This is a genomic window from Qipengyuania flavescens (assembly GCF_029688735.1).
Classification (GTDB): domain Bacteria; phylum Pseudomonadota; class Alphaproteobacteria; order Sphingomonadales; family Sphingomonadaceae; genus Qipengyuania.
The window spans coordinates 556700-579771 of the sequence record NZ_JARULD010000001.1; the positions used below are offsets into that span (position 1 = coordinate 556700).

General features: G+C 64.7%; 24 protein-coding genes. 12 read left to right on the forward strand and 12 right to left on the reverse strand.

Features of this window, described 5'->3' with window-relative positions:
* The first annotated feature begins 55 nt into the window (after nucleotides 1-55).
* The 3 genes from P8R33_RS02760 to P8R33_RS02770 are packed head-to-tail and all read left to right on the forward strand — an operon-like array spanning nucleotide 56 to nucleotide 5524.
* On the forward strand, nucleotides 56-2290 hold the full coding sequence (locus P8R33_RS02760; protein WP_278327460.1) for an acylase: 2235 nt from the start codon (nucleotides 56-58) through the stop codon (nucleotides 2288-2290).
* Between the two features lie 13 nt (nucleotides 2291-2303).
* Entirely contained in the window at nucleotides 2304-5177 is a 2874-nt protein-coding gene (locus P8R33_RS02765) for a M16 family metallopeptidase (protein WP_278327461.1), read from the forward strand.
* A 41-nt stretch (nucleotides 5178-5218) separates the two neighbouring features.
* The gene (locus P8R33_RS02770) at nucleotides 5219-5524 is read left to right on the forward strand and encodes a hypothetical protein (RefSeq protein WP_278327462.1); all 306 of its coding nucleotides are present in this window, start codon (nucleotides 5219-5221) and stop codon (nucleotides 5522-5524) included.
* Between the two features lie 62 nt (nucleotides 5525-5586).
* Here P8R33_RS02770 and P8R33_RS02775 read toward each other — a convergent pair whose 3' ends face one another.
* From P8R33_RS02775 to rpsU, 8 genes are all read right to left on the reverse strand, one after another.
* Nucleotides 5587-6042, reverse strand: coding sequence for a tRNA (cytidine(34)-2'-O)-methyltransferase (locus tag P8R33_RS02775; protein WP_278327463.1), 456 nt, complete (start codon nucleotides 6040-6042; stop codon nucleotides 5587-5589).
* Nucleotides 6039-6470, reverse strand: coding sequence for a styrene oxide isomerase (locus P8R33_RS02780; RefSeq protein ID WP_278327464.1), 432 nt, complete (start codon nucleotides 6468-6470; stop codon nucleotides 6039-6041). The genes P8R33_RS02775 and P8R33_RS02780 overlap by 4 nt, the downstream gene beginning before the upstream one ends.
* Entirely contained in the window at nucleotides 6470-7966 is a 1497-nt protein-coding gene (gene gatB / locus P8R33_RS02785) for an Asp-tRNA(Asn)/Glu-tRNA(Gln) amidotransferase subunit GatB (RefSeq protein ID WP_278327465.1), read from the reverse strand. Before gatB ends, P8R33_RS02780 begins: the two co-directional genes overlap by 1 nt.
* Nucleotides 7963-8229 carry a hypothetical protein gene (locus tag P8R33_RS02790; protein WP_278327466.1) on the reverse strand — a complete coding sequence of 89 codons (267 nt, stop codon included), beginning with the start codon at nucleotides 8227-8229 and terminating at the stop codon, nucleotides 7963-7965. Before P8R33_RS02790 ends, gatB begins: the two co-directional genes overlap by 4 nt.
* Nucleotides 8226-9707 carry an Asp-tRNA(Asn)/Glu-tRNA(Gln) amidotransferase subunit GatA gene (gene gatA, locus P8R33_RS02795; RefSeq protein WP_278327467.1) on the reverse strand — a complete coding sequence of 494 codons (1482 nt, stop codon included), beginning with the start codon at nucleotides 9705-9707 and terminating at the stop codon, nucleotides 8226-8228. Before gatA ends, P8R33_RS02790 begins: the two co-directional genes overlap by 4 nt.
* Nucleotides 9707-10009, reverse strand: a complete 303-nt coding sequence (gene gatC / locus P8R33_RS02800) for an Asp-tRNA(Asn)/Glu-tRNA(Gln) amidotransferase subunit GatC (protein WP_278327468.1) — start codon at nucleotides 10007-10009, stop codon at nucleotides 9707-9709. The genes gatA and gatC overlap by 1 nt, the downstream gene beginning before the upstream one ends.
* Before the next feature lie 91 nt (nucleotides 10010-10100).
* Nucleotides 10101-10664, reverse strand: a complete 564-nt coding sequence (locus P8R33_RS02805; RefSeq protein WP_278327469.1) for an FKBP-type peptidyl-prolyl cis-trans isomerase — start codon at nucleotides 10662-10664, stop codon at nucleotides 10101-10103.
* Nucleotides 10665-10745: 81 nt separating this feature from the next.
* Nucleotides 10746-10952 (reverse strand): 30S ribosomal protein S21, encoded by a 207-nt coding sequence (rpsU, locus tag P8R33_RS02810; RefSeq protein ID WP_007011585.1) that lies wholly within the window; start codon nucleotides 10950-10952, stop codon nucleotides 10746-10748.
* Between the two features lie 209 nt (nucleotides 10953-11161).
* On the opposite strand from rpsU, the gene crcB reads away from it, so the two are divergent.
* Genes crcB through P8R33_RS02840 form a run of 6 tightly spaced genes read left to right on the forward strand, consistent with a single transcriptional unit; the run spans nucleotide 11162 to nucleotide 14842 of the window.
* A complete protein-coding gene (gene crcB, locus P8R33_RS02815) occupies nucleotides 11162-11572 on the forward strand; it encodes a fluoride efflux transporter CrcB (protein ID WP_278327470.1) in 411 nt (136 codons plus the stop codon).
* A complete protein-coding gene (locus P8R33_RS02820; protein WP_278327471.1) occupies nucleotides 11569-12693 on the forward strand; it encodes an RluA family pseudouridine synthase in 1125 nt (374 codons plus the stop codon). Before crcB ends, P8R33_RS02820 begins: the two co-directional genes overlap by 4 nt.
* Nucleotides 12693-13292, forward strand: a complete 600-nt coding sequence (locus tag P8R33_RS02825) for an FMN-binding negative transcriptional regulator (protein WP_278327472.1) — start codon at nucleotides 12693-12695, stop codon at nucleotides 13290-13292. The genes P8R33_RS02820 and P8R33_RS02825 overlap by 1 nt, the downstream gene beginning before the upstream one ends.
* On the forward strand, nucleotides 13289-13942 hold the full coding sequence (locus tag P8R33_RS02830; RefSeq protein WP_278327473.1) for an HAD-IA family hydrolase: 654 nt from the start codon (nucleotides 13289-13291) through the stop codon (nucleotides 13940-13942). Before P8R33_RS02825 ends, P8R33_RS02830 begins: the two co-directional genes overlap by 4 nt.
* Nucleotides 13935-14147 (forward strand): hypothetical protein, encoded by a 213-nt coding sequence (locus P8R33_RS02835; protein WP_278327474.1) that lies wholly within the window; start codon nucleotides 13935-13937, stop codon nucleotides 14145-14147. Before P8R33_RS02830 ends, P8R33_RS02835 begins: the two co-directional genes overlap by 8 nt.
* Entirely contained in the window at nucleotides 14144-14842 is a 699-nt protein-coding gene (locus P8R33_RS02840; RefSeq protein WP_278327475.1) for an ATP12 family chaperone protein, read from the forward strand. Before P8R33_RS02835 ends, P8R33_RS02840 begins: the two co-directional genes overlap by 4 nt.
* A gap of 4 nt (nucleotides 14843-14846) precedes the next feature.
* Here the strand turns inward: P8R33_RS02840 and P8R33_RS02845 are convergent, their stop codons facing one another.
* From P8R33_RS02845 to P8R33_RS02860, 4 genes are read right to left on the reverse strand one after another with little or no spacing between them, the layout of a single operon-like run.
* A complete protein-coding gene (locus tag P8R33_RS02845; RefSeq protein WP_278327476.1) occupies nucleotides 14847-15437 on the reverse strand; it encodes an ABC-type transport auxiliary lipoprotein family protein in 591 nt (196 codons plus the stop codon).
* Nucleotides 15438-15442: 5 nt separating this feature from the next.
* Nucleotides 15443-16393 carry an MlaD family protein gene (locus P8R33_RS02850; RefSeq protein WP_278327477.1) on the reverse strand — a complete coding sequence of 317 codons (951 nt, stop codon included), beginning with the start codon at nucleotides 16391-16393 and terminating at the stop codon, nucleotides 15443-15445.
* 10 nt (nucleotides 16394-16403) lie between these two features.
* Entirely contained in the window at nucleotides 16404-17306 is a 903-nt protein-coding gene (locus tag P8R33_RS02855) for an ABC transporter ATP-binding protein (protein ID WP_278327478.1), read from the reverse strand.
* The gene (locus P8R33_RS02860) at nucleotides 17306-18418 is read right to left on the reverse strand and encodes an ABC transporter permease (RefSeq protein WP_278327479.1); all 1113 of its coding nucleotides are present in this window, start codon (nucleotides 18416-18418) and stop codon (nucleotides 17306-17308) included. Before P8R33_RS02860 ends, P8R33_RS02855 begins: the two co-directional genes overlap by 1 nt.
* A gap of 217 nt (nucleotides 18419-18635) precedes the next feature.
* Between P8R33_RS02860 and P8R33_RS02865 the strand changes: the two genes are divergently transcribed.
* From P8R33_RS02865 to P8R33_RS02875, 3 genes are all read left to right on the forward strand, one after another.
* Entirely contained in the window at nucleotides 18636-21356 is a 2721-nt protein-coding gene (locus tag P8R33_RS02865; protein WP_278327480.1) for a valine--tRNA ligase, read from the forward strand.
* 43 nt (nucleotides 21357-21399) lie between these two features.
* Complete coding sequence (locus tag P8R33_RS02870) at nucleotides 21400-22215, forward strand: M90 family metallopeptidase (protein WP_278327481.1); 816 nt, start codon at nucleotides 21400-21402, stop codon at nucleotides 22213-22215.
* 94 nt (nucleotides 22216-22309) lie between these two features.
* A complete protein-coding gene (locus P8R33_RS02875; protein WP_278327482.1) occupies nucleotides 22310-23044 on the forward strand; it encodes a 7-carboxy-7-deazaguanine synthase QueE in 735 nt (244 codons plus the stop codon).
* Nucleotides 23045-23072: the final 28 nt, after the last annotated feature.

Here is a 23072-nt window from a genome sequence, read left to right on the forward strand (position 1 = left end):
CTTTGCACTGCCCGCCTTTCTCGCTAGGCCACTAGCCAAGAGAGGAATTGTCTTAATGCGTAAATGGTTCGCGCGCGGCGGGTTCGCGCTGCTCGTCCTGTTGCTCGTCGTTTTCGTGGCGCTGGCGACGTGGGAGCCCTTCTGGGCTGAGCGGGACGATGTCCGTCCCTCTAACGGCACTTACACTGCCGAAATCGTGCGCGACGAATTCGGCGTGCCCCACATTTATGGCGAGCGGGATGCCGACGTTGCCTATGGCGTGGCCGTCGCCCATTCGGAGGACGATTTCGCCACCCTGCAGGATGTGATCGCGATGAGCCGGGGGCGCTATGGCGCGATCGCCGGGCAGGACGGTGCGGCCTTCGACTATGCCTACCACCTGCTCGACGCACGCGGCACTGCCGAGCAGCGCTTTCCCGAACTGCCGGAGGATACGCGCGCGCTGTTCGAAGCCTACGCTGCGGGTCTGAACGACTATGCGGCAGCGCACCCGGGCGAAGTGAAGCTCGGTAATCTCTTCCCGGTCGACGGCGTGGACGTCGCCGCAGGTTTCGCGCTGCGCCAGCCGTTCTTCTTCGGTCTCGGCAATGTCATCGGCCCGCTGGTCGAAGGCGAGCCGCTGCGGCGCGAGCAGGGGCCGGCGATCCCGATGGACGACTTCGCAAGCGATGCACCGCCGATCATGGACGGCACGCGCTCCGAACCTCTCGCCTACACCCGCCCGCTCGCCCTGCCCTCGCGCGAGGAAGCGGCGATGAGCGGCTCCAACGCGTTTGCCGTCACGCCCGAGAAGTCCGGCGGGCCGACGACGCTGATCTCCAACTCGCACCAGCCCTGGCGCGGCGGCGTCGCGTGGTACGAGCTGGTGGTCGAGAGCGGCGAAGGCTGGCATTTCGCCGGGGCGAATTTCCCCGGCAGCCCCTACCCCTTCCTCGGCCACAATGCCGATCTGGGCTGGACCAACACGGTCAACACGCCCGACATGGTCGATATCTACCAACTGGTGCTGGACGACAGCGGCACACGCTATCGCCTCGACGGCGAGTGGCGCGACCTCGAAAAGCGCGCGGTGACGCTGCCGGTTCGCGTCGGGCCGATCGTCCTGCCGATCCGGCGTAATATCTGGCGCAGCGTACACGGTCCGGTGGTGAAGAACGACAAGGGCGCCTTCGCCATCCGCTATGGCGGGATGGGCAATCTCGGCCAGCTCGACGCCTACTACCGGCTCAACAAGGCGAGCTCGCTCGACGAATGGCAGGGCATCCTTGCACGGATGGACATCCCTTCGACAAACTTCATCTATGCCGACAAGGCGGGGAATATCGCCAATATCTACAATGCCGCGATCCCGGCCCGGCCCGCGACCGTGGATGGCGAGCGGATCGACTGGCGCGGCATCCTGCCCGGCGATCGCAGCGACCTGATCACGCGCGGCCCGGTCAGCTACGAGCAATTGCCCCGGTATGTGAATCCGGCCAGCGGCTGGCTGGTCGAGGCAAACAACAACCCGTTCCTCGACGCAGGCCCCGGCAGCAATCTCTCGCCCGAGGACTTCCCGCCCGAACTCGGCATCGAGACCAAGAACACCAATCGCGGGACGCGTGGGGCGAAACTGATGGCCGAAGCGGATGTGCTCGATCGCGCCGCGCTGGAGCGGATCAAATACGACACCGGCTACGAGGACACCGGCTATGTGGGGCAAATGCTGAAAGACGTCGCGGCAATCCGTACCGATGACGAGCAGTTGCTCGCCGCCCAGCGCCTGCTCGCCGATTGGGACCTGAAAGCCGACAATATCGGCCGCGCGGACAGCCTTGCGCTGCTGATGATCCGGCCCTTCATGGGGTCGAGCTACAACAACGAACCGTGGCCCGACGCGGAGGAGGAACTGCAACGCTCGGTCGACCACCTGCTGACTCATTTCGGGAGGCTCGACCCGCCGATGGGCGAACTGCTCCGCTTGCGGCAGGGCGAGGTCGACCTCCCGCTCGATGGAGGTTCGGACACGCTGCGTGCTTCGACGCTGTGGGATATCGACGACGATGGCCGCCTGTCCGTGCGCCACGGCGACAGCTTCATCCAGTGGGTCGAATGGATGCCGGGCGAGCGGGTCAAATCGCGCTCGATCCAGCCCTTCGGTTCTGCGACCACGCGGCCCGATTCCCCGCATTACGCCGATCAGGCTACGCTGTTCATCCAGCACCGCTTGAAGCCGGTGCACTTCTGGCGCGAGGATGTGCTTGCCAACGCCGTGCGCCGCTATACCGTTTCATCAAACCGAACTCGCTAACAGGAACTCGACCATGCGCCATATCCTGCTCACCGGAATTGCCACCTTCGCTCTTGCCGGATGCGCCAGCGTGCCCGGCGAGCCGATGGCAACGGCAGTCACTCCGCCCGCCACCGACGGCTCGCTCGCCAGCCTCGTCGACAAGGTCGACATTCCCTACGAGCAGTTCACGCTGGACAATGGCCTCACCGTCCTCGTTCATACCGACCGCAAGGCGCCGATCGTGGGTGTGACGACCTATTACCGCGTCGGATCGAAGCACGAACCGCGCGGCCGCACCGGCTTTGCGCACCTGTTCGAGCACCTGATGTTCGGCGGCAGCGAGAACGTGGAGAATTTCGACATTCCGCTGGAGGCCGCAGGCTCGACCAGCACCAATGGCTCGACCAATTTCGACCGGACCAATTACGTGGAAACCGTTCCCACCGGTGCGCTCGACCTCGCGCTGATGATGGAAAGCGACCGCATGGGCTACCTCCTCGGCGCAATCAGCCAGGAGAAGCTCGATAAGCAGCGCGGCGTGGTTCAGAACGAGAAGCGGCAGGGCGACAACCAGCCCTATGGCCTGACGTTCTATACCATCCTTGAGGGGCTGTTTCCCGTCGGCCATCCCTATCGCCATTCGACCATCGGCTCGATGGCCGATCTCGACGCGGCGAGCCTCACCGATGTGCGCAACTGGTTCATCGACAATTACGCGCCGAACAACGTCGTCCTCTCGCTGACCGGCGATATCGATGCTGCGACCGCGCGCCCGATGGTGGAGCGCTGGTTCGGCGATATCGAGCGCGGGCCGGAAGTCACGCCGGTGCAGGCCGCGCCGGTCACGCTGGCGGCGGAGAAGACCCGCGAGCTGGTCGACCAGGTGCCGCAGACCCGCGTCTATCGCGCCTGGACCGGCCCGGGCATCAATCACATTGACGCCGTGCCACTGTCGATCGGTATGAACATCCTCGGCGGCCTTGCCAGCTCGCGGCTCGACAATGTGCTGGTCCGCGACGAACAGCTCGCCACCAGCGTCAGTGCCTATAACTGGCAGTCCGAGCAGGTCGGCATCCTGATGGCGCAAATGGACATCAAGCCGGGCGTCGACCGCGCACAGGCGGAAGCTCGGCTCGACGCCGTCATGGCCGAATATCTCGCCAGCGGGCCGACGCCAGCCGAGATGGACCGCGCGGCCACCAGCTGGGTATCGAGCGAGATCGACGCGCTGGAACGCGTTGGCGGCTTCGGCGGCAAGGGCTCGACGCTGGCCGAAGGGCTGCTCTATTCCGACGATCCGGCCTATTACCGCACAGCACTGGAACGCGCGGCCTCGCTCGAAAGCGGCGAGGTGCGCGAGGCGCTCGGTCGCTGGCTTAGTCGCCCAGCCTACAAGCTTGCCATCGTGCCCGGCGAACGCGTCGAGAGCGGTGCGGATATGGGCGGCTGGGGCGACGAGGCAACCACGTCCGCACCTGAGCCGGACGCCAAGGAGCCGATCGAGATCACCCGTACCGGCCCGCCGCGCGAAATGCCGACGCCGCAAGACGTCGGCCCGCTGACTTTCCCGACCGTCGAACGTGCCGAACTGTCGAACGGCATCTCGGTCGCCCTGGCGCGCCGTACCGCCGTGCCCAAGGTCGTCATTTCGATGCAGTTCGATGCCGGCTATTCCGCCGATGGTGCGGCCCGGGCGGGCACGCAGTCGTTGATGATGGACTTGCTGGAAGAAGGCACGACCAGCCGCAGCGCCGTCGAGATCGCCGAGGAGCAGGAGCGCCTCGGCGCTTCGATCGGCACCGGCAGCTCGCTCGACACCAGTTCGGTGACGATGAATGCGCTCGCGACCAACCTCACGCCGTCGCTGGAGCTGATGGCCGACATCGTGCGCAATCCCGCTTTCGCGCAGACCGAGGTGGAGCGTGTGCGCGACCAGCGCTTGGCCGAGATCGCGCAGCAGCTGTCCTCCCCCGGCGGGCTGGCCAGCCGCACGCTGCGCCCGCTGATCTTCGGCGAAAATCATCCCTATGGCACCGTCGGCAGCCTCGGCACCGCGCCGGTGGTCGAGGCCATCGGCCCGGCGACCCTACGCGCCGAGCACGGCAAATGGATCCGGCCCGACAATGCCGAGATTTTCGTTGTCGGCGACATCACCATGCCCGAGCTTACCCGCCAATTGGAGGGCGCTTTCGGCGACTGGCAGGCAAGCGGGGCCGCCGCGCCCGAGAAGGTGTTCACCGATTCGGCGCGCGTGGACGGCACCCGCCTCGTGGTCATCGACCGGCCCAATTCGCCGCAATCGGTCATCTATGCCGGCCGCGTCCTGCCGCTCGCCGGGGCAACGCCGGGCCTGGAATCGCTCGACCTCGCCAATGAAGTGCTCGGCAACGGCTTCCTCAGCCGCCTCAACATGATCATTCGCGAGGAAAAGGGTTGGAGCTACGGCGCACGTAGCGGCGTCGATGCCCCGGCAGGTCCGCGCACCTTCACGGTCAGCACTTCGGTCCAGTCCGACCGTACGGGCGACTCCGTCCAGCTCATCCTCGATACCGCGCGCGAATTCGCCGAAGGCACCCGCACGGTCGACGATACCGAGTTCACTCGCGTGACCGACGGCAATATCCGCGGCCTCCCGAACCGCTTCGAGACCAATTACCAGGTGCTCGGCGCCATCGTGGAAAACGACCGGCTCGGCCGGCCGGACGATTACTACACCACCCTGCCCGCCACCTATCGCGCGATCGACAAGACCGCGATCGATGCGGCGGCCCGGCAGTATCTCGGCCCCGACGACCTCACCATCGTGGTGGTCGGCGACCGGAGCGAGATCGACGCGCAGCTCGAAAAGCTCGGCCTGCCGACGACCTATCTCGATGTTGACACTGATGTCAGCAACGCGGATTAAGGTGCCACTTCAAACCCTCAATTTTGCAGAGAGGAATTACCATGTCCGTAGCCGGTACGTATGACACCGTCGTCAAGAGCCCGATGGGCGACCAGAAAGGCACCTTCACCGTCGTCCCCGGTGACGATGGCAACACCTTCACCGGCTCGATGGCCGGCGGAATGGGCTCGATGGACGTCAAGGACGGCACCATCAACGGCAACGCGCTGAGCTGGAAGATGGACATGACCGTCCCCATGCCGATGACGCTGAACTGCAACGCCACCGTCGATGGCGACCAGCTGACCGGTACCGTCAACGCCGGCGCTTTCGGCGACATGCCGATCACGGGCGAACGCCAGGGCTAAGCTGTTCTTCAGCGAGAATTGGCAGGGCGTCGGGAGCGATCCCGGCGCCCTTTTTCTTTGCGTCAGATATGTGCTCGCACTGCCTGGTAGGCCGCCGCAGCCACCGTGTTGGCGAGGTTGAGCGAGCGCACCTTGTTCGAGCGCATCGGCAGGCCGACGAGCTGCTCGCGATGGGCCTCGATGATTTCCGGCGGGATGCCCTTCGTCTCGCGCCCGAAGACGAGATAGGCATCTGCCGGGTAATCCGGTTCGTAAAAGCTGCGCTCCGCATATTCCTCGAACAGATAGAGCTGGTCGGCGCGCGGTGCCCGCTCCGCGATGAAGGCCTCCCAGCTGGCAAACTCGACCAGCCGGATATGCGGCCAGTAGTCGAGGCCGGAGCGCTTGACCCTTTTGTCCGAAATCTCGAACCCGAGCGGGTGGATAAGCACCAGTTCCATATCCAGCGCCACGCAGGTCCGCCCTACCGCGCCGGTGTTGCCGGGTATTTCGGGCTGGACAAGGACGATGGAGGTCATCGCGCCTGGAACAGGCCCCACAGGAAGAGCGCCCAACCGATCGTCAGGAGACCGCTCGATCCCATGACAGCGAGTGTGACGACGTTTTCGGCCAGAGCCGAACCGTCATGACCTGCGCCGGCCATCGGCAGCACCTGGCTGGCACCGTTCAATGCTGCAAGCGTTATGCCGACCCACAGGCCGACCATACCGATCGCAAGGGTCCAGCGCGCAATCTGCTCAATCCGTTGGCCGAGTTTGGCCGTGCTCCAGAGCGCGCCCGCGATCATCACCGCCATTCCGCTTTGCACGGCATCGAGGTGCGCGGACAGGGCCATCCGCGGGTTGGCGTGCAGGTCCACCGCAGCGCCTTGCAGGATGCCTGCCATGAACAGCGCTGCCCCCGTGATAACCAGCGAACGGCCGGCCGGGGTTAGCGCCAGCTGCATCAGCCTAGCTTGTCCTTCAGGATCTGATTGACCACCGCAGGGTTGGCCTTGCCCTGCATCGCCTTCATCGTCTGGCCGACGAAGAAGCCGAACAGCTTGTCCTTGCCGCCGCGGTATTCTTCGACCTTGTCGGCGTTGTTTGCGATGATCTGGTCGATCGCGGCTTCGATCGCACCGGTGTCGCTGACCTGCTTCAAGCCTTCGGTTTCGGCGACTTCCTCGGGGTCGCGACCGGTCTTGAGGACGATCTCGTAGATCTCCTTGGCCTGCCCGCCCGAAATCTCGCCCTTGTCCTGCATGGCGAGGATGCTCGCCTGCGCTTCGGCGGTGGCATTCGAAGGGTCGGCCTCGTCCCCGAGCGATTTCATGACGCCGGGTGCGACCGAAAGCGCCCAGTTGGCGACCTGCGTAGCAACCTTGGCTTCCGGCTTGCCGATCTTCGCGGCAGTCGCAGCGAGCAGCGTTTCGAACCGGCCGAAGGTCTCGACCTCGGCGGTCAGCTCGCGCGCATTATAGGGTGTGAGGCCGAGCTCGCTCTCGTACCGCTGGCGCTTGGCATCGGGCAGCTCGGGCAGCGAAGCGCGGCATTCCTCGAGAAACGCGTCCTCCAGCTCCAGCGGCAGCAGGTCGGGGTCGGGGAAGTAGCGGTAATCGTGTGCGTCTTCCTTGCTGCGCATGGTCCGCGTGGTGCCGGTGTTCGGATCGAACAGGCGCGTTTCCTGATCGACCGTCCCACCATTTTCCAGCACATCGACCTGGCGATTCGCCTCGTATTCGATGACCTGCATGACGAAGCGCACGGAGTTCACGTTCTTCGTCTCGGTCCTGGTGCCGAATTCCTCGCCCGGCTTGCGCACGCTGACATTGACATCGGCGCGCATCGAACCTTCTTCCATGTTCCCGTCGCACGAGCCGACATAGCGCAGGATCGAACGCAGCTTGCGCACATAGGCCCCCGCCTCGGCGGGCGAGCGCATGTCGGGCTTGGAGACGATCTCCATCAGCGCCACGCCGCTGCGGTTGAGGTCGACATAGGACATGGTCGGATGCTGGTCGTGCATCAGCTTGCCCGCGTCCTGCTCGACATGGATGCGCTCGATGCCGATGACCTTGTCCTCGGCGATGCCGGCCTTTTCGTCCGCCTCGATCAGCAACTGCCCCTCGCCCACGATGGGGTGATAGAGCTGGCTGATCTGGTAGCCCTGCGGCAGGTCGGCGTAGAAGTAGTTCTTGCGGTCGAACCGGCTGTATTTGTTGATTTGCGCCTCGATCGCCATGCCGGTGCGCACCGCCTGACGGATGCACTCGGCGTTCGGCACGGGCAGCATGCCGGGCATCGCCGCGTCGACGAGGCTGACCTGCGTGTTCGGCTCCGCCCCGAAGGCGGTCGAGGCGCCGCTGAACAGCTTGGCTTTGGACGTGACCTGCGCATGGACCTCGAGGCCGATCACGACCTCCCACTCGCCCGTCGCGCCCTGGATGCGGTAAGTGCTCATTCTGTTTCCTCGAAACGTGTGCGGGCAATCGAGATCATTTGGTCGAACATTTTCTCGAGACGATCAAACTGCCCTTGCTCTAGTGAGCCTTCCGGGAGCATTTCCAGCACCGCACGAACGCCATCGACCGAAGTTTGTATATCAACCGAGGAAGCAAGCCCGCGCTCTGCAAGAATTCGGAGGCCGTGGATGCCGGCTGTCAGCCCCGCAATACCCAGCAACCTATCGCGCCGGTCGTCAGAACTCTCACCGAACAGTGTCACCACCACTTCTCCGGCTTCGCGTCGAACCTGGCGCGTTGCTGGATCGCGAGCCCTGCGTTCAGGACGCCCTGCTCGTCGAAGGGCTTGCCGACGATCTGCAGGCCGAGCGGCAGGCCGTCCGCGTTCACCGTCGCGGGCACGCTCATCGCAGGCAGGCCGGCGAGCGATGCGGGGACGGCGAAAACGTCGTTGAGATACATCGTCAGCGGGTCGTCGTTGAGCGAACCCAAAGGAAATGAAGCGGTCGGCGTGGTCGGCGCGAGGATCGCGTCGCATTGCGCGAAAGCCTCGGCAAAGTCGCGGCTCACCAGCGTGCGGACCTTCTGCGCCTGATTGTAATAGGCGTCATAGAAGCCGGCCGAAAGCACATAGGTGCCGATGAGGATGCGGCGCTTGACCTCGTCGCCGAACCCTTCGGCGCGGGTGGCGGCGTACATGTCCTGCAGGCCCGCACCGTCGGGCAGGTCGCGCAGGCCATAGCGCACGCCGTCATAGCGCGCGAGATTGCTCGAGGCTTCTGCCGGAGCGACGATGTAATAAGCGGGCAGCGCGTATTTGGTGTGCGGCAGCGAGACGTCGACGATCTCCGCGCCTGCATCGCGCAGCCATTCCTTGCCCTGCTCCCACGACTTGAGGATTTCCTCGTCGGTGCCATCCATGCGGTATTCTTTTGGAATACCGATGCGCTTGCCCTTGAGGTCGGCGGAGAGGCCCGCTTCCCATGCGGGCACGTCCATCTTCAGGCTTGTCGCGTCCTTCGGATCGAACCCGGCCATCGCCTCCAGCATAATCGCGCAATCCTCGACGGTGTGCGCCATCGGGCCGGCCTGATCGAGGCTGCTGGCAAAGGCGACGACGCCCCAGCGGCTGCAGCGGCCATAGGTCGGCTTGATGCCGCAAATGCCGGTGAAGGCGGCGGGCTGGCGAATCGATCCGCCGGTGTCGGTGCCGGTGGCGGCAGGCGCGATGCGCGCGGCGACTGCGGAGGACGAACCGCCCGAAGAGCCGCCGGGGCTCATCGCGGCATTGCTGCCCGCTTTGCGCCACGGCGAATTGACGTTGCCGAAATAGCTGGTCTCGTTCGACGAGCCCATCGCGAACTGGTCGAGATTGAGCTTGCCCAGCATGCCCGCGCCCGCATCCCACAGGTTCTGGGACACGGTGCTTTCGTACTGCGGGTTGAAGCCTTCGAGGATGTGGCTGGCGGCGGTGGTCTGCACGCCTTTGGTGGCGAACAGGTCCTTCATCCCGATCGGCACGCCGCCCATTTTGCCGAGGTCATCGCCCTTGGCGCGCTTCGCATCGACTGCGTCGGCAGCGGCGAGCGCATGATCGGGCGTGGTGACGATGAAGGCGTTGAGACTGGCGGCTTCGGCGACGGCAGCGTTGAACGCTTCCGCCACTTCGCGCGCGGTAAACTCGCCGGAATCGACGCCGTCGCGGATGTCCTTGACGCCAAGGTTCGTAAGGTCGGTCATTATTCGATCACCTTGGGCACACCGAAGAAGCCGTGTTCGGCCGCGGGTGCGTTGGCGAGCACATCTTCGCGGCGACCGCCGGCGGTTTTGGGGTCGGCATCGACCACGTCATCGCGCAGGCGCAGGTGGTTTTCGATCACTGCAGTCATCGGCTCGACACCGGACACATCGACCTCGCCCAGCTGTTCGACCCATTCGAGGATGTTGTTGAGCTCGGGCACCATGCGCTCGAGCTCTTCGTCACCCATTTTGATGCGCGCCAGCGAGGCGATTTTCGCCACGGTGGCCTTATCGACGGACATGGCTGCCGTCCTTTCCGTTCCTGGTGTTGACCGGTTGCAAAGGGCAGCTAGCAGCGCCGCTCCGCAGCTTCAAGAATTCGCGCGACCCGGCCTATTCGGCCGGAGGCGCTGCGCCGGCCTCGCCCTGCTGCTGCTGTTGCTGCATCATCTGCTGCATGGCGGCGGCACGCGCCTGGAAATCTTCCTCGCTCATGAAGTCCACCACCTCGACCTCGAACACGAGATCGGCATTGGCGGGGATCGGCGAGCCCGGCGGCGGTTCGGCGCCATAGGCCTGGTCTGCGGGGATGGTGAGGACATATTCGCCGCCCTTCTTCATCTGCGTCAGCCCTTCGATGAAACCATCGATGATCGCGCCTTCCTGCAGCAGCAGGGGATTGCCGTCCGGGAACAGGCCCGGCGGGATCGGCAGCGGCTGCGAACGGTCGAATTCGGTCCCGTCGGTGAGCTTGCCGACATAGTTCACGAACACCACGTCGCCGACCTGTGGCGATTCGCCCGTACCCTCGGCGACAGTCTCGACCGAAACGCCTTTGGGCACGGCGGCCCAGGCAAGCCCTGCGCCGAGCAGCACGGCGACGATCACGCCGATCCACAGCTTGGTGAGCGAGCCCTTGGAAATGGGCTGGAGGGGAACGCGGGTAATCTCGGTCATGCAAATTCGCCTGTAATACGCAAAGGGCGCGGATTTCTCCGCGCCCTCATGGCTTAGCTTGTTTGGTGTCGCAAGCCGGGATTACTTGACCCCGTCACGCTCCATCCGCTTGCGCTCGAGCTTGCGGGCGCGGCGAACGGCAGCAGCCTTTTCGCGGGCACGCTTTTCGCTCGGCTTTTCATAGTGGCGGCGCAGCTTCATTTCGCGATAGACGCCTTCCCGCTGCAGCTTCTTCTTGAGCGCGCGGAGGGCCTGGTCGACATTGTTATCGCGAACCATGATCTGCATAAACTTCAATACCTCGACTAGCGGGCCAGAGCCCGCTCGCGGCGGGGTATGCCTCCTTGAATAGTGCTTCGTTGGATAAACGAAAAACGCGCCGAATCCGTTCCGGATCGGCTCGAACCGGGGCGCACATACGGATTCGAGCGGTAAAAGGCAAGCGCTGACTGCGCGCTTCCCGTTTCCCGCGCGAGGCGCTAGGGGCGCTTGCAGCAATGTCCACCTACTCCCCTGTCCTTGCCAGCCTCAACGTCGCTCTCGGCGGCGCGATCGGTGCGGTGCTGCGCTACCAGCTGGGGCGCGGCATGACGTGGTGGCTGGGGCCGCAAATAGTTTCGCTGTTCCCTTGGGCGACGCTTGCCGCCAATGCCGTCGGCAGCCTCGCCATGGGGCTGCTCGCAGGATGGCTGGCCGTTCGCAGCAGCGGCGACGGCGAGCAGGTGCGCTTGCTGTTGGGCGTCGGCCTGCTGGGCGGCTTCACCACTTTCAGCGCCTTCAGCCTGGAGATGGTCCTGCTGATCGAACGCGGGCAGTTTCTCTTCGCCGCCCTTTACGCCATCCTCAGCTTCGCGCTGGGTATCAGCGCGCTGATGGTCGGCCTCACCCTGATGCGGAGCTTCGCATGAAAACCGCCGACGAAGTCCGTACCTTTACTGTCGAGCAGGACGATGACGGCGTCCGCCTCGACCGCTGGTTCAAGCGGCATCTGCCGCAGGTCGGCTTCGGCACGGTCAGCAAATGGGCGCGCACCGGTCAGATCCGCGTCGACGGCAAGCGCGCCAAGCCCGACGACCGGATCGCCGCCGGCCAGCAGATCCGCGTGCCGCCGGGCGGCGATGCGCCGCACAAGAAGCCGAAAGCCAAGCGCCCGCTCACCGAGGACGAGATCAGCCAGGCGCACGACATGGTCGTCAAGCAGACCAAGAGTGCGATCGTGCTGAACAAGCCGCCCGGTCTTGCCACGCAGGGCGGCACCGGGACGACGCATCATGTCGACGGCCTGCTCGACGCTTTCGCGCCGGGCGAGGAGGACGTGCGCCCGCGCCTCGTCCACCGGCTCGACAAGGATACGTCGGGCGTACTGCTGGTGGCAAAGACACCGGGCAGCGCATCGTACTTCTCCAAGCGCTTCTCCGGGCGTAGCGCCAAGAAGATCTACTGGGCGCTGGTGGTCGGCGTGCCCGAAATCCGCGAAGGCGTGATCGAGGCACCGCTCGCCAAGCAGCCGGGCTCCGGCGGCGAGAAGATGCATGTAGATCACGAGGGCGGGCAGTCGGCCAAGACCAAGTACCGGGTGGTCGACAGCGCGGGCAAGAAGGCCGCGTGGCTCGAACTCCAGCCGCTGACCGGGCGCACCCACCAGCTGCGCGTGCACTGCGCGGCAATGGGCAACCCGATCGTCGGCGACGGGAAATACGGCGGCAAGGATGCCTTCCTCACCGGCTCGATCAGCCGCAAGATGCACCTGCATGCGCGCCGGCTGATCATCGATAGCCCCGATGGCGGCAAGCTCGACACGACCGCCGACCTGCCCGAGCATTTCGCGGCGAGCATGGAGCAGCTCGGCTTCGATCCGAACATCAGCGATGCGACGCCCATGCGCGACGATCCGCCGCCCAAGAGCCGCGAGGAAAAGAAGCAGCAAGCCCGCCAGCACGCGAAAAACTACCGCAAGTCCCAGCGCGGACCCCGGCGCGCGCGGGGTGGATCTGGCGGGAAGCCGGCGAAGCCGAAGGGCAAGCGCTGATGCACCCCAACCCGGTGTTCAGAGCCGACGACGAAGCGCTGCTTGCGCGGCTTCTCGACGAGGTCGGCTTCGGGACCGTCTTCGCGCAGACCGCGGACGGCCCCCGGGTGGCTCATACACCTATCGCGATCGGCCCTGATGGCGGCATTCGCTTTCATCTCGCTAAGCGAAACCTACTCGCTCCGGAGCTCGACGGGACGCAGGCGCTGATCGTGATCGATGGTCCCGACGGCTACATCTCGCCGCGCTGGTATGCGAACCGCGACACCGTCCCGACGTGGAACTACGTCGCGCTCGAACTCGAAGGCCGTGTGTCGATGCTCGACGAAGCGGGGCTGGAAGAGTTGCTGCACGGGATGATCGCAAGGCATGAAGGCAAGCTTGCCGGAGATGGCTGGAGCGCAGCCGAAACCAGCGAGCGCGTCTGGACTGCGCAGCTCAAGGGCATCGTCGGTTTCGAAATGACGGTTACCGCCATCCGCTCGACGGTAAAGCTTTCGCAGAAAAGCAGCCCCGAAGAGCGTGAGCGGATCGCGGCGGGTGTGGCATCTGCGGGCAATCCTGCGCTCGCCGGCTGGATGCGGGAAGCGGCGGCGTGAACCGCCTCGCCATCTTCGATTGCGACGGCACGCTGGTCGATGGCCAGGCCGCAGTCTGCGAGACGATGGAGCGCGCCTTCGGCGCCATCGGCGCGCCGCCGCCCGAGCGCAATGCGATCCGCCGGACAGTCGGCCTGAGCCTGCCCCTCGCCGTGCGCCAGTTGATGATGGACGGCCGCGAGGTCGACCGGCTGCAGGTGGTCGAGGCCTACAAGCGGATCTTTCGCGACATCCGCCTGTCTGGCAAACTGCACGAACCGCTCTTCGACGGGATGCGCGAATTGCTCGAAAGGCTCTCCGCCGATGGGTGGATGCTCGGTGTAGCGACCGGCAAGAGCGATCGCGGACTCCATTCCTGCCTCGAAACGCACGGCATCAAGGACCTGTTCGTGACCCTGCACGGGGCGGACCGCTATCCGTCGAAACCCAATCCGGCGATGCTGGCGGCGGCGCTGGCCGAGGTCGGCATCGAACCGCAGGGCGCGGTGATGATCGGCGATACCAGCTTCGACATGGAGATGGCCCGTGCGGCCGATATGCGCGCCATCGGTGTCGCCTGGGGCTATCACGAACCGCGCGAGCTGCTGCAGACCGGCGCCAGCGCGGTGGCCGAAACGATGGAAGAACTGGAGGACATGATCCGTGGCTGAGCCCGATCCCGCCGCGAGCCGTTTCTGGCTGTTGCAACTCGCGCGCCTGTCGGGGGCTGCGATGGTCGTCGTCGGCGCGCTGATCGTCGCCGAAGCGATCGCGCTGCCCTATGCGCTGGGTATCGCGCTGCTGGTGCTGGGGCTGGTGGAATTCTTCGTAATCCCCACCCAGCTCGCCAAGCGCTGGAGCACGCGCGACAAATGAAGCGCTTCTACAAGGATGTGAGCGTCGAGCCGACCGAGGGCGGCCATCGCGTGCTGCTCGACGGCAGGCCGATCAAGACGCAGATGGGCCGGCCGCAGGTCGTGCCGACCGAAACACTTGGCTCTGCCCTTGCGGCGGAATGGGCCGAACAGGGCGAGAAGATCGACCCTCGCAAATTCCTGTTTCGCGACCACGCCGATTTCGCCATCGACATCGTCGGACAGCATCGGGACGAGACGATCGCCAAGCTGCTGGCCTTCGCGGAAACCGATACGCTGTGCTATCGCGCCGACCCGGACGAGCCGCTCTATCGCCGGCAGCAGGAGGACTGGGAGCCGCTGCTATGCCGCCTCGAAGACAAGCACGGCGTTTCTTTCCAGCGGATCAGCGGCGTTATACCCAAACCCCAGCCGCCGGAAACGATTGCGACGCTGAAGGCCCATCTCGAACAGCTGGACGATTTCGCGCTGGCGGGCATGACCGCCCTCGCATCGCTCAGCGCATCGCTCGCCATCGCCCTGCTGGCGGACGACGAGGCCGTGAACGATCCGATGCTGCTATGGCGCGACGCCAATCTCGAGGAAGAATGGCAGGCGGACCAGTGGGGCCGCGAGGAAGAGGCCGAGGAGCGCCGCCGGAAAAAGGGCGACGAGTTCTCCGCCGCTCACACCTTCATGCTGCTGGCCAAAAGCTGACGCCTCAGCCGACCCAGTCGGCGATTTGCACCGCGACGTCGTTGGCCGCCCGGTTGAGCGCCGGGCCGACGCTTTCACGGTCGGCGGCGATGCCGGGAATGCGCGCTTCGAAGCGACGCGTTTCGATCGCACTACCCTCACCCGGCTTCACCGCGTCGAACACCAGCACCACGCTGGACGACGGCACGTCGTAACCGAACTGGCGCAGCGTTCCCGTGAGCCGATTTTCGGCCAGCACGCCGGGATCGTCGCCGTCGATGACGACGCGGCCCGAGCGGGTGCGGATGGTTTCGGCAATCAGGCGACGCAGGAGGCGCGCGGGCTTTTCGACCCAGGTCGCTTCCTGGAGATAGGCGAGCTTGGTCGGATCGATCTGGACCGGCACACGCGTCACATCGAGCGCGGCGGGCGCTTCGAACTCGGAGAGAACCAGCGCAGTTCCGGCATTGGCGGAACCGCCCGCGCCCACCGGCGCCGAAGCGGTCGGAGTCAGCGTCAGCAGATTATCGGGCGTCTCGCCGCCGAAGCTGATGCAGCCCGCGAGCAAGGCGATCGGGGCCAATGCGGCCGGTCGAAGAAAACGGGTCGTCATCATGCGCCTCACGGTTCGTAATCGGGCAGCGGTTGCGAGCTTAGCAGGGCACCTGCGCCCTTTTCGTCGATCTTCTCGGTCACGTCGCGCAGCGCCTTGCTGGTGGCGCGCAGATCGCGCAGCGTTGCTTCGGCAGCCGGCAGCGTGCTCTCGGTCAACTGCTTGGTCGCCGGCCGCGCATCGGCGAGCGTCTGCTCCAGTGCCTTGGCCGCGCCGCTGGCGGAATTCAGCGTCCCGCGTAGCTGCTCGGCGAGCTGCGAGCCTTCCTGGTTGATCAGCCGGTCGGTCGATTGTGTAACCTTCTCGAACGCGTCCAGCGCTTCGCTGGATTCGCGCAACGTCACCTGCAATTCGGACAGCACGCGCTCTATTTGCGGCGTAGCAGCGGCAAGATCGCCGCTCATGCGCTCGGTATTGCGCAGGATGCCCTGCAGCGAATTCTGGTTCTCGTCCGACAGCAGCAGTGTCAGCCGCTCGGTCAGCGTGGCCAACCGCTCGAGCAGCAGCGGCGCGCTGGCGAGGACGGCACCGATCCCGCCCCCGGAGGTCGGCGGGATGATCGGCACGCCTTCGGTGCAGGCGGTGGTCTCGCAGGAGATCGGCGGAGCGCCGGTGCGTGCCCCGTCGAGTGTGATGGTGGAGACGCCGGTGAAGCTGCCCTGGATCGTCGCAGTGGTGCCGACCAGGATCGGCACTTCCTCGCGCACCTTGATACGGACGCGCACGAATTCGGGATCCTTGTCCCACAGCTCGATCTGATTGACCTGACCGACGGGCACGCCCGCGAAATCGACCGAGCTGCCGTTGGCGAGGCCCGCCACCGACTGCTTGAAGAAGATGTCGTATTCGTTCTGGTCCCCGCCGCCGAGCCGCGCGAGCCAGACGATGAACAGCGCAAGGGCACCGAGGATCAGCAAGGTAACCGCCCCCACCCAGATATGATTTGCCCGCGTTTCCATCCGTCAGTCTCTATGCCTTGCTATCATACTTATTGTCCAACGCTTTGACCGCGTGGGCGGCGATGGGATTGTCCATGTGCTGCCGCAATTCGTCGAGCGCCTGCGCGGTGAGCGCGGCCCGTCCGCGCGGGCCGTTGAAATATTCCTGGATCCACGGGTGATCGAGCTGCATCAGGTTCGGAACCGTATCGACGGCGATCACTTTCTTGTCGGCCAGCACGGCCACGCGGTCGCAGATTTCGTGCAGCGTATCGAGATCGTGGGTGATCAGGAACACAGTGAGGCCGAGCGTTTCCTTCAACTCGCGCGTCAGGCGGTCGAAGGCCGCTGCGCCGATCGGGTCGAGGCCCGCAGTCGGTTCGTCGAGAAACAACAGTTCGGGGTCGAGCGCGAGCGCACGGGCAAGGCCGGCGCGCTTCTTCATCCCGCCCGACAGTTCGCTGGGGAACTTGCCCGCGGCTTCTTCCGGAAGGCCGGACAGCACGGTCTTGAACCGCGCGATCTCGTCGAGCAGCTCCGGCGAGATGTCCGGGAAGAACTGCTTCAGCGGCACCTGCACATTCTCGCCAACGGTCAGCGTGGAAAACAGCGCCCCGCCCTGGAACAGCACGCCCCAACGGTTGCGCACGCCGATCTCTGCATCGGGATCGCCTTCGGTCATCGATTTGCCGAAAACCTTCACCTCGCCTTCGGTCGGGCGCTGCAGCCCGATGATGGAGCGCATCAGTACGCTCTTGCCGGTGCCCGAACCGCCGACCACGCCGAGGATTTCGCCCCGCCGCACCTTGAGGTCGAGGTTCTCGTGCACGGTCTGCGAGCCGAAGCGATTGACCAACCCCTCCACCACGATCGGGTGCTCGCCGCGATAGCGTTCGTGCCGCCCGAGGGTCCTGCCGTCGTCGTCCTGCGCCATCAGCCCCACCCGATCTCGGTGAAGAACACCGCGAAGAAGGCGTCGATGACGATGACGGCAAATATCGCGGAGACAACGGCCATGGTCGTGCGCCGTCCGACCTCTTCCGAATTACCCTTGACCTGCATGCCGTGATAGCAGCCTGCCAGCGCCACGATCAGACCGAAAACCGGTGCCTTCACCAGCCCGACCCACAAATCGTAGATCGGTACCACGTCCTGAATGCGCGCAAGGAAGGTGTAAAAGGGGATGCCGAGCATGACGTCGCCGATCACTGCACCGCCGACGATGGCGACCAGGGCGGCATAGAAGCCGAGCAGTGGCATCATCAGGATGGCAGCCAGGATGCGGGGGATTACCAATGCCTCCATCGGCGAGATACCGATGGTGCGCATCGCGTCGATCTCTTCGGTCAGCTTCATCGTGCCGAGCTGCGCGGCGAAGGCCGAGCCGGAGCGACCAGCGACCATGATCGCGGTCATCAACACGCCCAGTTCGCGCAGGGTGATGCGCCCGACGAGGTTTATGGTCAGCGTTTCGGCACCGAACTGCGCCAGCTGCACGGCACCCTGTTGAGCGATGACGATGCCGATGAGGAAGCTCATAAGCCCCACGATCGGCAGTGCGCTGACGCCGACCAGTTCCAGCTGGCGGACCAGCGCCAGCCAGCGAAAGCGGCGCGGATGGCGGATGAGGTTGCCGAAGGCGGCGATCAGCGCGCCGAGGAAGCCGAGCACGCCGAAAACGCCGTCGCGCGCAGCAAACACCTTGTTGCCGAGGGCCTCCGGAACGCGCTCCCAGACCGGCAGGCGCGGGGCGGAGACTTCTTCTTCGCCACGTGAGCCCTTCAACGCATCGATAAGCCGAGTGGCGCGATTGCTCGCCCCGGTGACTGCTGCATCGTGGTCGCTCGCAATGGTGCTGGCAACCCAGGCGCCAACCGTATCGATTTCACTTATTTCGGAGAGATCGACCCTCGCAATCGGACCGTCCAGATGGCGCAGTTCCTCGTCGACCGAGCCGATGGTCGATACCAGATAGGGACCGGACAGGGCGAGCACCTGCCCCCCGTCGTCCCCCTCGACCAGCTCGTATTCGGCGAAACCACCCATTGCTGCGCCCTATGCGGGGAATTGCCGTGCGAAACAAGCGGCTATGCCGACGCATCACCTGCGGCGTTGCATCGCAGCATGGGCGCTGGCATGGAATCCTATCTGATTTACCGGCACCGGCCCGCTCCCCCTCCCGGCCACCCCAAAGGATCATGCCATGGGTGGCCGGAAGGGGGAGCGGGCCGGTGCCGCCTGTAAGCGCGAGCGAACAAAGACAATGACCACCGAGCTACCCAAGACTTTCGACCCGGCAGATATCGAGGCGCGCTGGTACGCGCATTGGGAGGAAAACGGCCTGTTCCGGCCCGGGCGGACCGACGCCGAACCCTATACGATCGTCAACCCGCCGCCGAACGTCACGGGCAGCCTGCACATCGGCCACGCGCTCGACAATACGCTGCAGGACGTGATGATCCGTTACGAGCGGCTGCGCGGCAAGGACGCGCTGTGGGTGGTCGGCACGGACCATGCCGGTATCGCGACGCAAATGGTGGTGGAACGCCAGCTGGAGGCGCAGCAGGACAAGCGCACGAATTACTCACGCGAGGATTTCATTGCCAAGGTGTGGGAATGGAAAGAAGAAAGCGGCGGCACGATCACCCGCCAGCTACGCCGCCTCGGCTGCTCGATGGATTGGTCCAGAGAGCAGTTCACCATGGACGAGCATTTCTCGAATGCCGTGCTCAAGGTGTTCGTCGATCTCTACAACAAGGATCTGATCTATCGCGACAAGCGGCTGGTGAACTGGGACCCCAAGCTCAAGACCGCGATCTCGGATCTCGAGGTCGAGACGACCGATGTGAAGGGCCACTTCTGGCATTTCAAATATCCGCTCGAAGATGGCGTCACGCTCGACGACGGGCGGGACTACATAGAGGTCGCGACCACCCGCCCCGAAACCATGCTCGCCGATATGGCCGTGGCGGTTCACCCCGATGACGAACGGTACCGGAGCGTCGTCGGCAAGCATGTCGTGCTACCGATCACCGGTCGCCGCGTGCCGATCGTGGCGGACGAGCATGCCGATCCCGAACTCGGTTCGGGCGCGGTAAAGATCACGCCGGGTCACGACTTCAACGATTTCGACGTGGGCAAGCGCGCCGGGTTCCAGCCCGCCGAGATGCTCAACATGCTCGATGCGGAGGCCAACGTCTGCCAGACTGCGGACGGGCTGGTGCCGGAGGAATTTCTCGGCCTGCACCGCTTCCGCCGCGAGAAGATCGTCGGCGAAGGCGATGGCGCGCGCGAGCTGGTGGTCAAGCGCCTGAAGGAAAGCGGCCACCTCATCCCGCACATCGCCAAGACTAAGGATGGCGAGGAGGTCGAACTCGATGCCGAACCGCGCACCATCGCAACCCCCTTCGGCGACCGCGGCGGCGTTGTCATCGAACCCTGGCTGACCGACCAGTGGTATGTCGACGCCGAAGCGTTGGCGAAGAAGCCGATCGAAGCGGTGAAAAACGGCGAGATCGAGATCGTCCCGAAGAGCTGGGAGAAGACATTCTTCAACTGGATGGAGAACATCCAGCCGTGGTGTGTCAGCCGCCAGCTATGGTGGGGACACCGGATCCCGGCGTGGTACGATGCGGACGGCAAGGCCCATGTCGCCATGACCGAGGCCGAAGCGCAGGCGCAAGCAGGCGACGGCGTCACGCTGACCCGCGACGAGGACGTGCTCGACACGTGGTTCTCTTCGGCGCTCTGGCCCTTCGCCACGCTGGGCTGGCCGGAAAAGACCGACCTTGTCGACAAGCACTACCCCAACGACCTGCTCATCTCCGGCTTCGACATCCTGTTCTTCTGGGATGCGCGCATGATGATGGCGGGGTATTTCAACACCGGGCAGGCTCCTTGGCCCAAGCTCTATCTCCACGGCCTGGTACGCGCAGCGGACGGGGCGAAGATGTCCAAGTCCAAGGGCAATGTCGTCGACCCGCTGGGCCTGATCGACCAGTACGGGGCCGACGCGCTGCGTTTCTTCATGGCCGCGATGGAAAGCCAGGGCCGTGACATCAAGATGGATGAAAAGCGGGTCGAGGGTTATCGCAACTTCGCGACCAAGCTGTGGAACGCAACCCGTTTCTGCCAGTCGAACGGCATCGGCGCGAGCGCATCGATCGAGGCTCCCGCGGCCAGCCACGCAGTCAATCGCTGGATTATCGGCGAAGTGGTGGAGACGAAGCAGGCGCTCGATGCCGCGCTTGCCGACCTGCGCTTCGATGCGGCGGCGAACACGATCTACCACTTCGTGTGGGATCGTTTCTGCGACTGGTATATCGAGCTGATCAAGGGGAACTTCGACGAGGAGACCAAGGCCGTCGCCGGCTGGGCGCTCGACCAGATCCTCGTCATGCTGCACCCCTTCATGCCCTTCATCACCGAAGAGCTGTGGTCGAAGCAGGGCGACCGGCCCGACTATCCGCTCATCACCGCGAAATGGCCCGATCCGAAGGCGACCGTCGATCCGCAAGCTAAGGCGGAGATCGACTGGCTGATCGCCCTCACGTCCGCCACTCGCACGGCAAAAAACGAGCTAGGCATCGCCCCGGGCGCGAAGCTGGAGGCGTATTGCGCCGCTCCCAGCGCCCTCGCCCGCTCGGTCGTGGACGCCAATGCTGCCGCGATCGAGCGTCTCGCCCGCCTCACTCCCGTGCAGTTCGCCGAGGCACCCAGCGGGGCGGCGATGCAGATCGCGGCTGGCGACGATGCCTTCGTAATCCCGCTCGAAGGTGTGATCGACATCGAGGCGGAAAAGGCCCGCCTCACCAAGGCGATGGAGGCCAGCCAGAAGGAATTCGGCAGCCTCAACGGGCGGCTGTCCAATCCCAATTTCGTCGAGCGCGCCAAGCCCGAAGCGGTCGAAAAGGCCCGCGCCGACGCTGCCTTCCATGCCGCCGAAATCGACCGCCTGCGCGCCGCTCTCGCACGGCTGGGATAGGGGCGCTCTTACCAAGGCTCCGGATGCATCTTACCTGTGACGCATGACATCATGGATCGTACCTGGGGCACTCCTGCTGGTCGCAGGCTTGGCAGCGTTTCGCTGGGTATGGCGTCGCCAAAGGCGTAAAGTACTTTTGGCGACACCGCTGGGCACCGAGCAGCGGGAAATCGTCGAACGGCTCGTACCGCTGGTCAAACGATTGCCCGAGCCTTTGCGGGCATCGCTGGAAGGCAAGATGAACCTGCTGCTGAACCAGGTCACCTTCAGGGGCATCAATGGCGTCGAGGTGACCGAGGAAATGCGACTGTCCATCGCTGCCCAGGCCTGCCTCCTGATCGTCAACAGCCCCGTCTGGTACGATACTTTGAGGAACATACTCGTCTATCCTGCCGCATTCCTTACCGGGCGCGGCACGCCCGATGATGCAGTCGTGCACGAAACCCACCACGCGACGCTCGGGGAGAGCTGGGCACATGGGCCGGTGGTCCTGTCGTGGGACGATGCATTGTATGGCGGGCTCGATGCGAGCGACGGCCACAATGTCGTGATCCACGAATTCGCTCACCAGCTCGACGGGCTGAGCGGCCACGTCAACGGCATCCCGATCCTGCGTAAGGGGCAACGCTACGCCAAATGGGAGCAAGCGATGCTGGAGGCCTATGACGATCACGTCGAACGGCTTGAGAACGGTGAACGGACACTGATCGACCCCTATGGCGCGACAAACCACCAGGAGTTTTTCGCCGAAGCTATCGTGACCTTTTTCGAGCGGCCGAAGGCGCTGCGGAGCGAAGAGCCTGCACTCTATGCTCAGCTGAAGCAGCTGCTGGCGATCGACCCGGCGCTGTGGCACTGACCGACCCGCGGGGTCCGGCTCTCCGATTTCCCAAGGTCGGATTTCGTGTCATAGGGCCGCGCACCATGACAATCGGTAATAGAGACATTTCCCCTTGCCTTTAGTCCTCGCCACCGACGACACTGGCGGGCCCGAGATTTTCGCCTCCGTTCAGGGCGAAGGGCCGAGCGCGGGAATGCCGGTCGCGTTCATGCGGCTGTCACGCTGCAACCTCGCCTGCGTATGGTGCGATACGGCCTATACCTGGCACTTCACCGGTGATGATCGCCCGCATCGCGACGGGGTCGAATTCGACCGCAAGGCCAATCAGGTCAGGCTGGACGAGGACGAAGTCGCCGCGCGCATCACTACCTTAGGTCAGAAGCGCCTCGTCATCACCGGCGGCGAGCCGCTGTTGCAGGCCCCGGCGCTGGCGAAGCTGCTCGACCTGCTGCCGGACATCTCGGTCGAAATCGAGACCAACGGCACGACAACGGCCCCGCCTCCGCTCGACATCCGCATCGACCAGTTCAACGTCAGCCCCAAGCTAGCGCACAGCGGCAATCCGGCGGACCTGGCACTCATACCCGAACGGCTGGACGCCTACGCGACCGACCCGCGCGCGTGGTTCAAATTCGTGATTGCCGAGCCTGCGGATGTCGACGAGGTGCTGGCACTGCGCGATCGCTACCGCTTCAAGCCGGATCACGTCTTCCTGATGCCCGAAGGCACCGACAGCGAAACGCTGCGGACCCGCGAAAAGTGGCTCGCCCCGCTATGCGTCGAACACGGCTTCCGGATGAGCGACCGGCTACACATCCACCTGTTCGGCGATACGCGCGGGACATAATTGAATTTCGCAGCCACATCCATGGCTG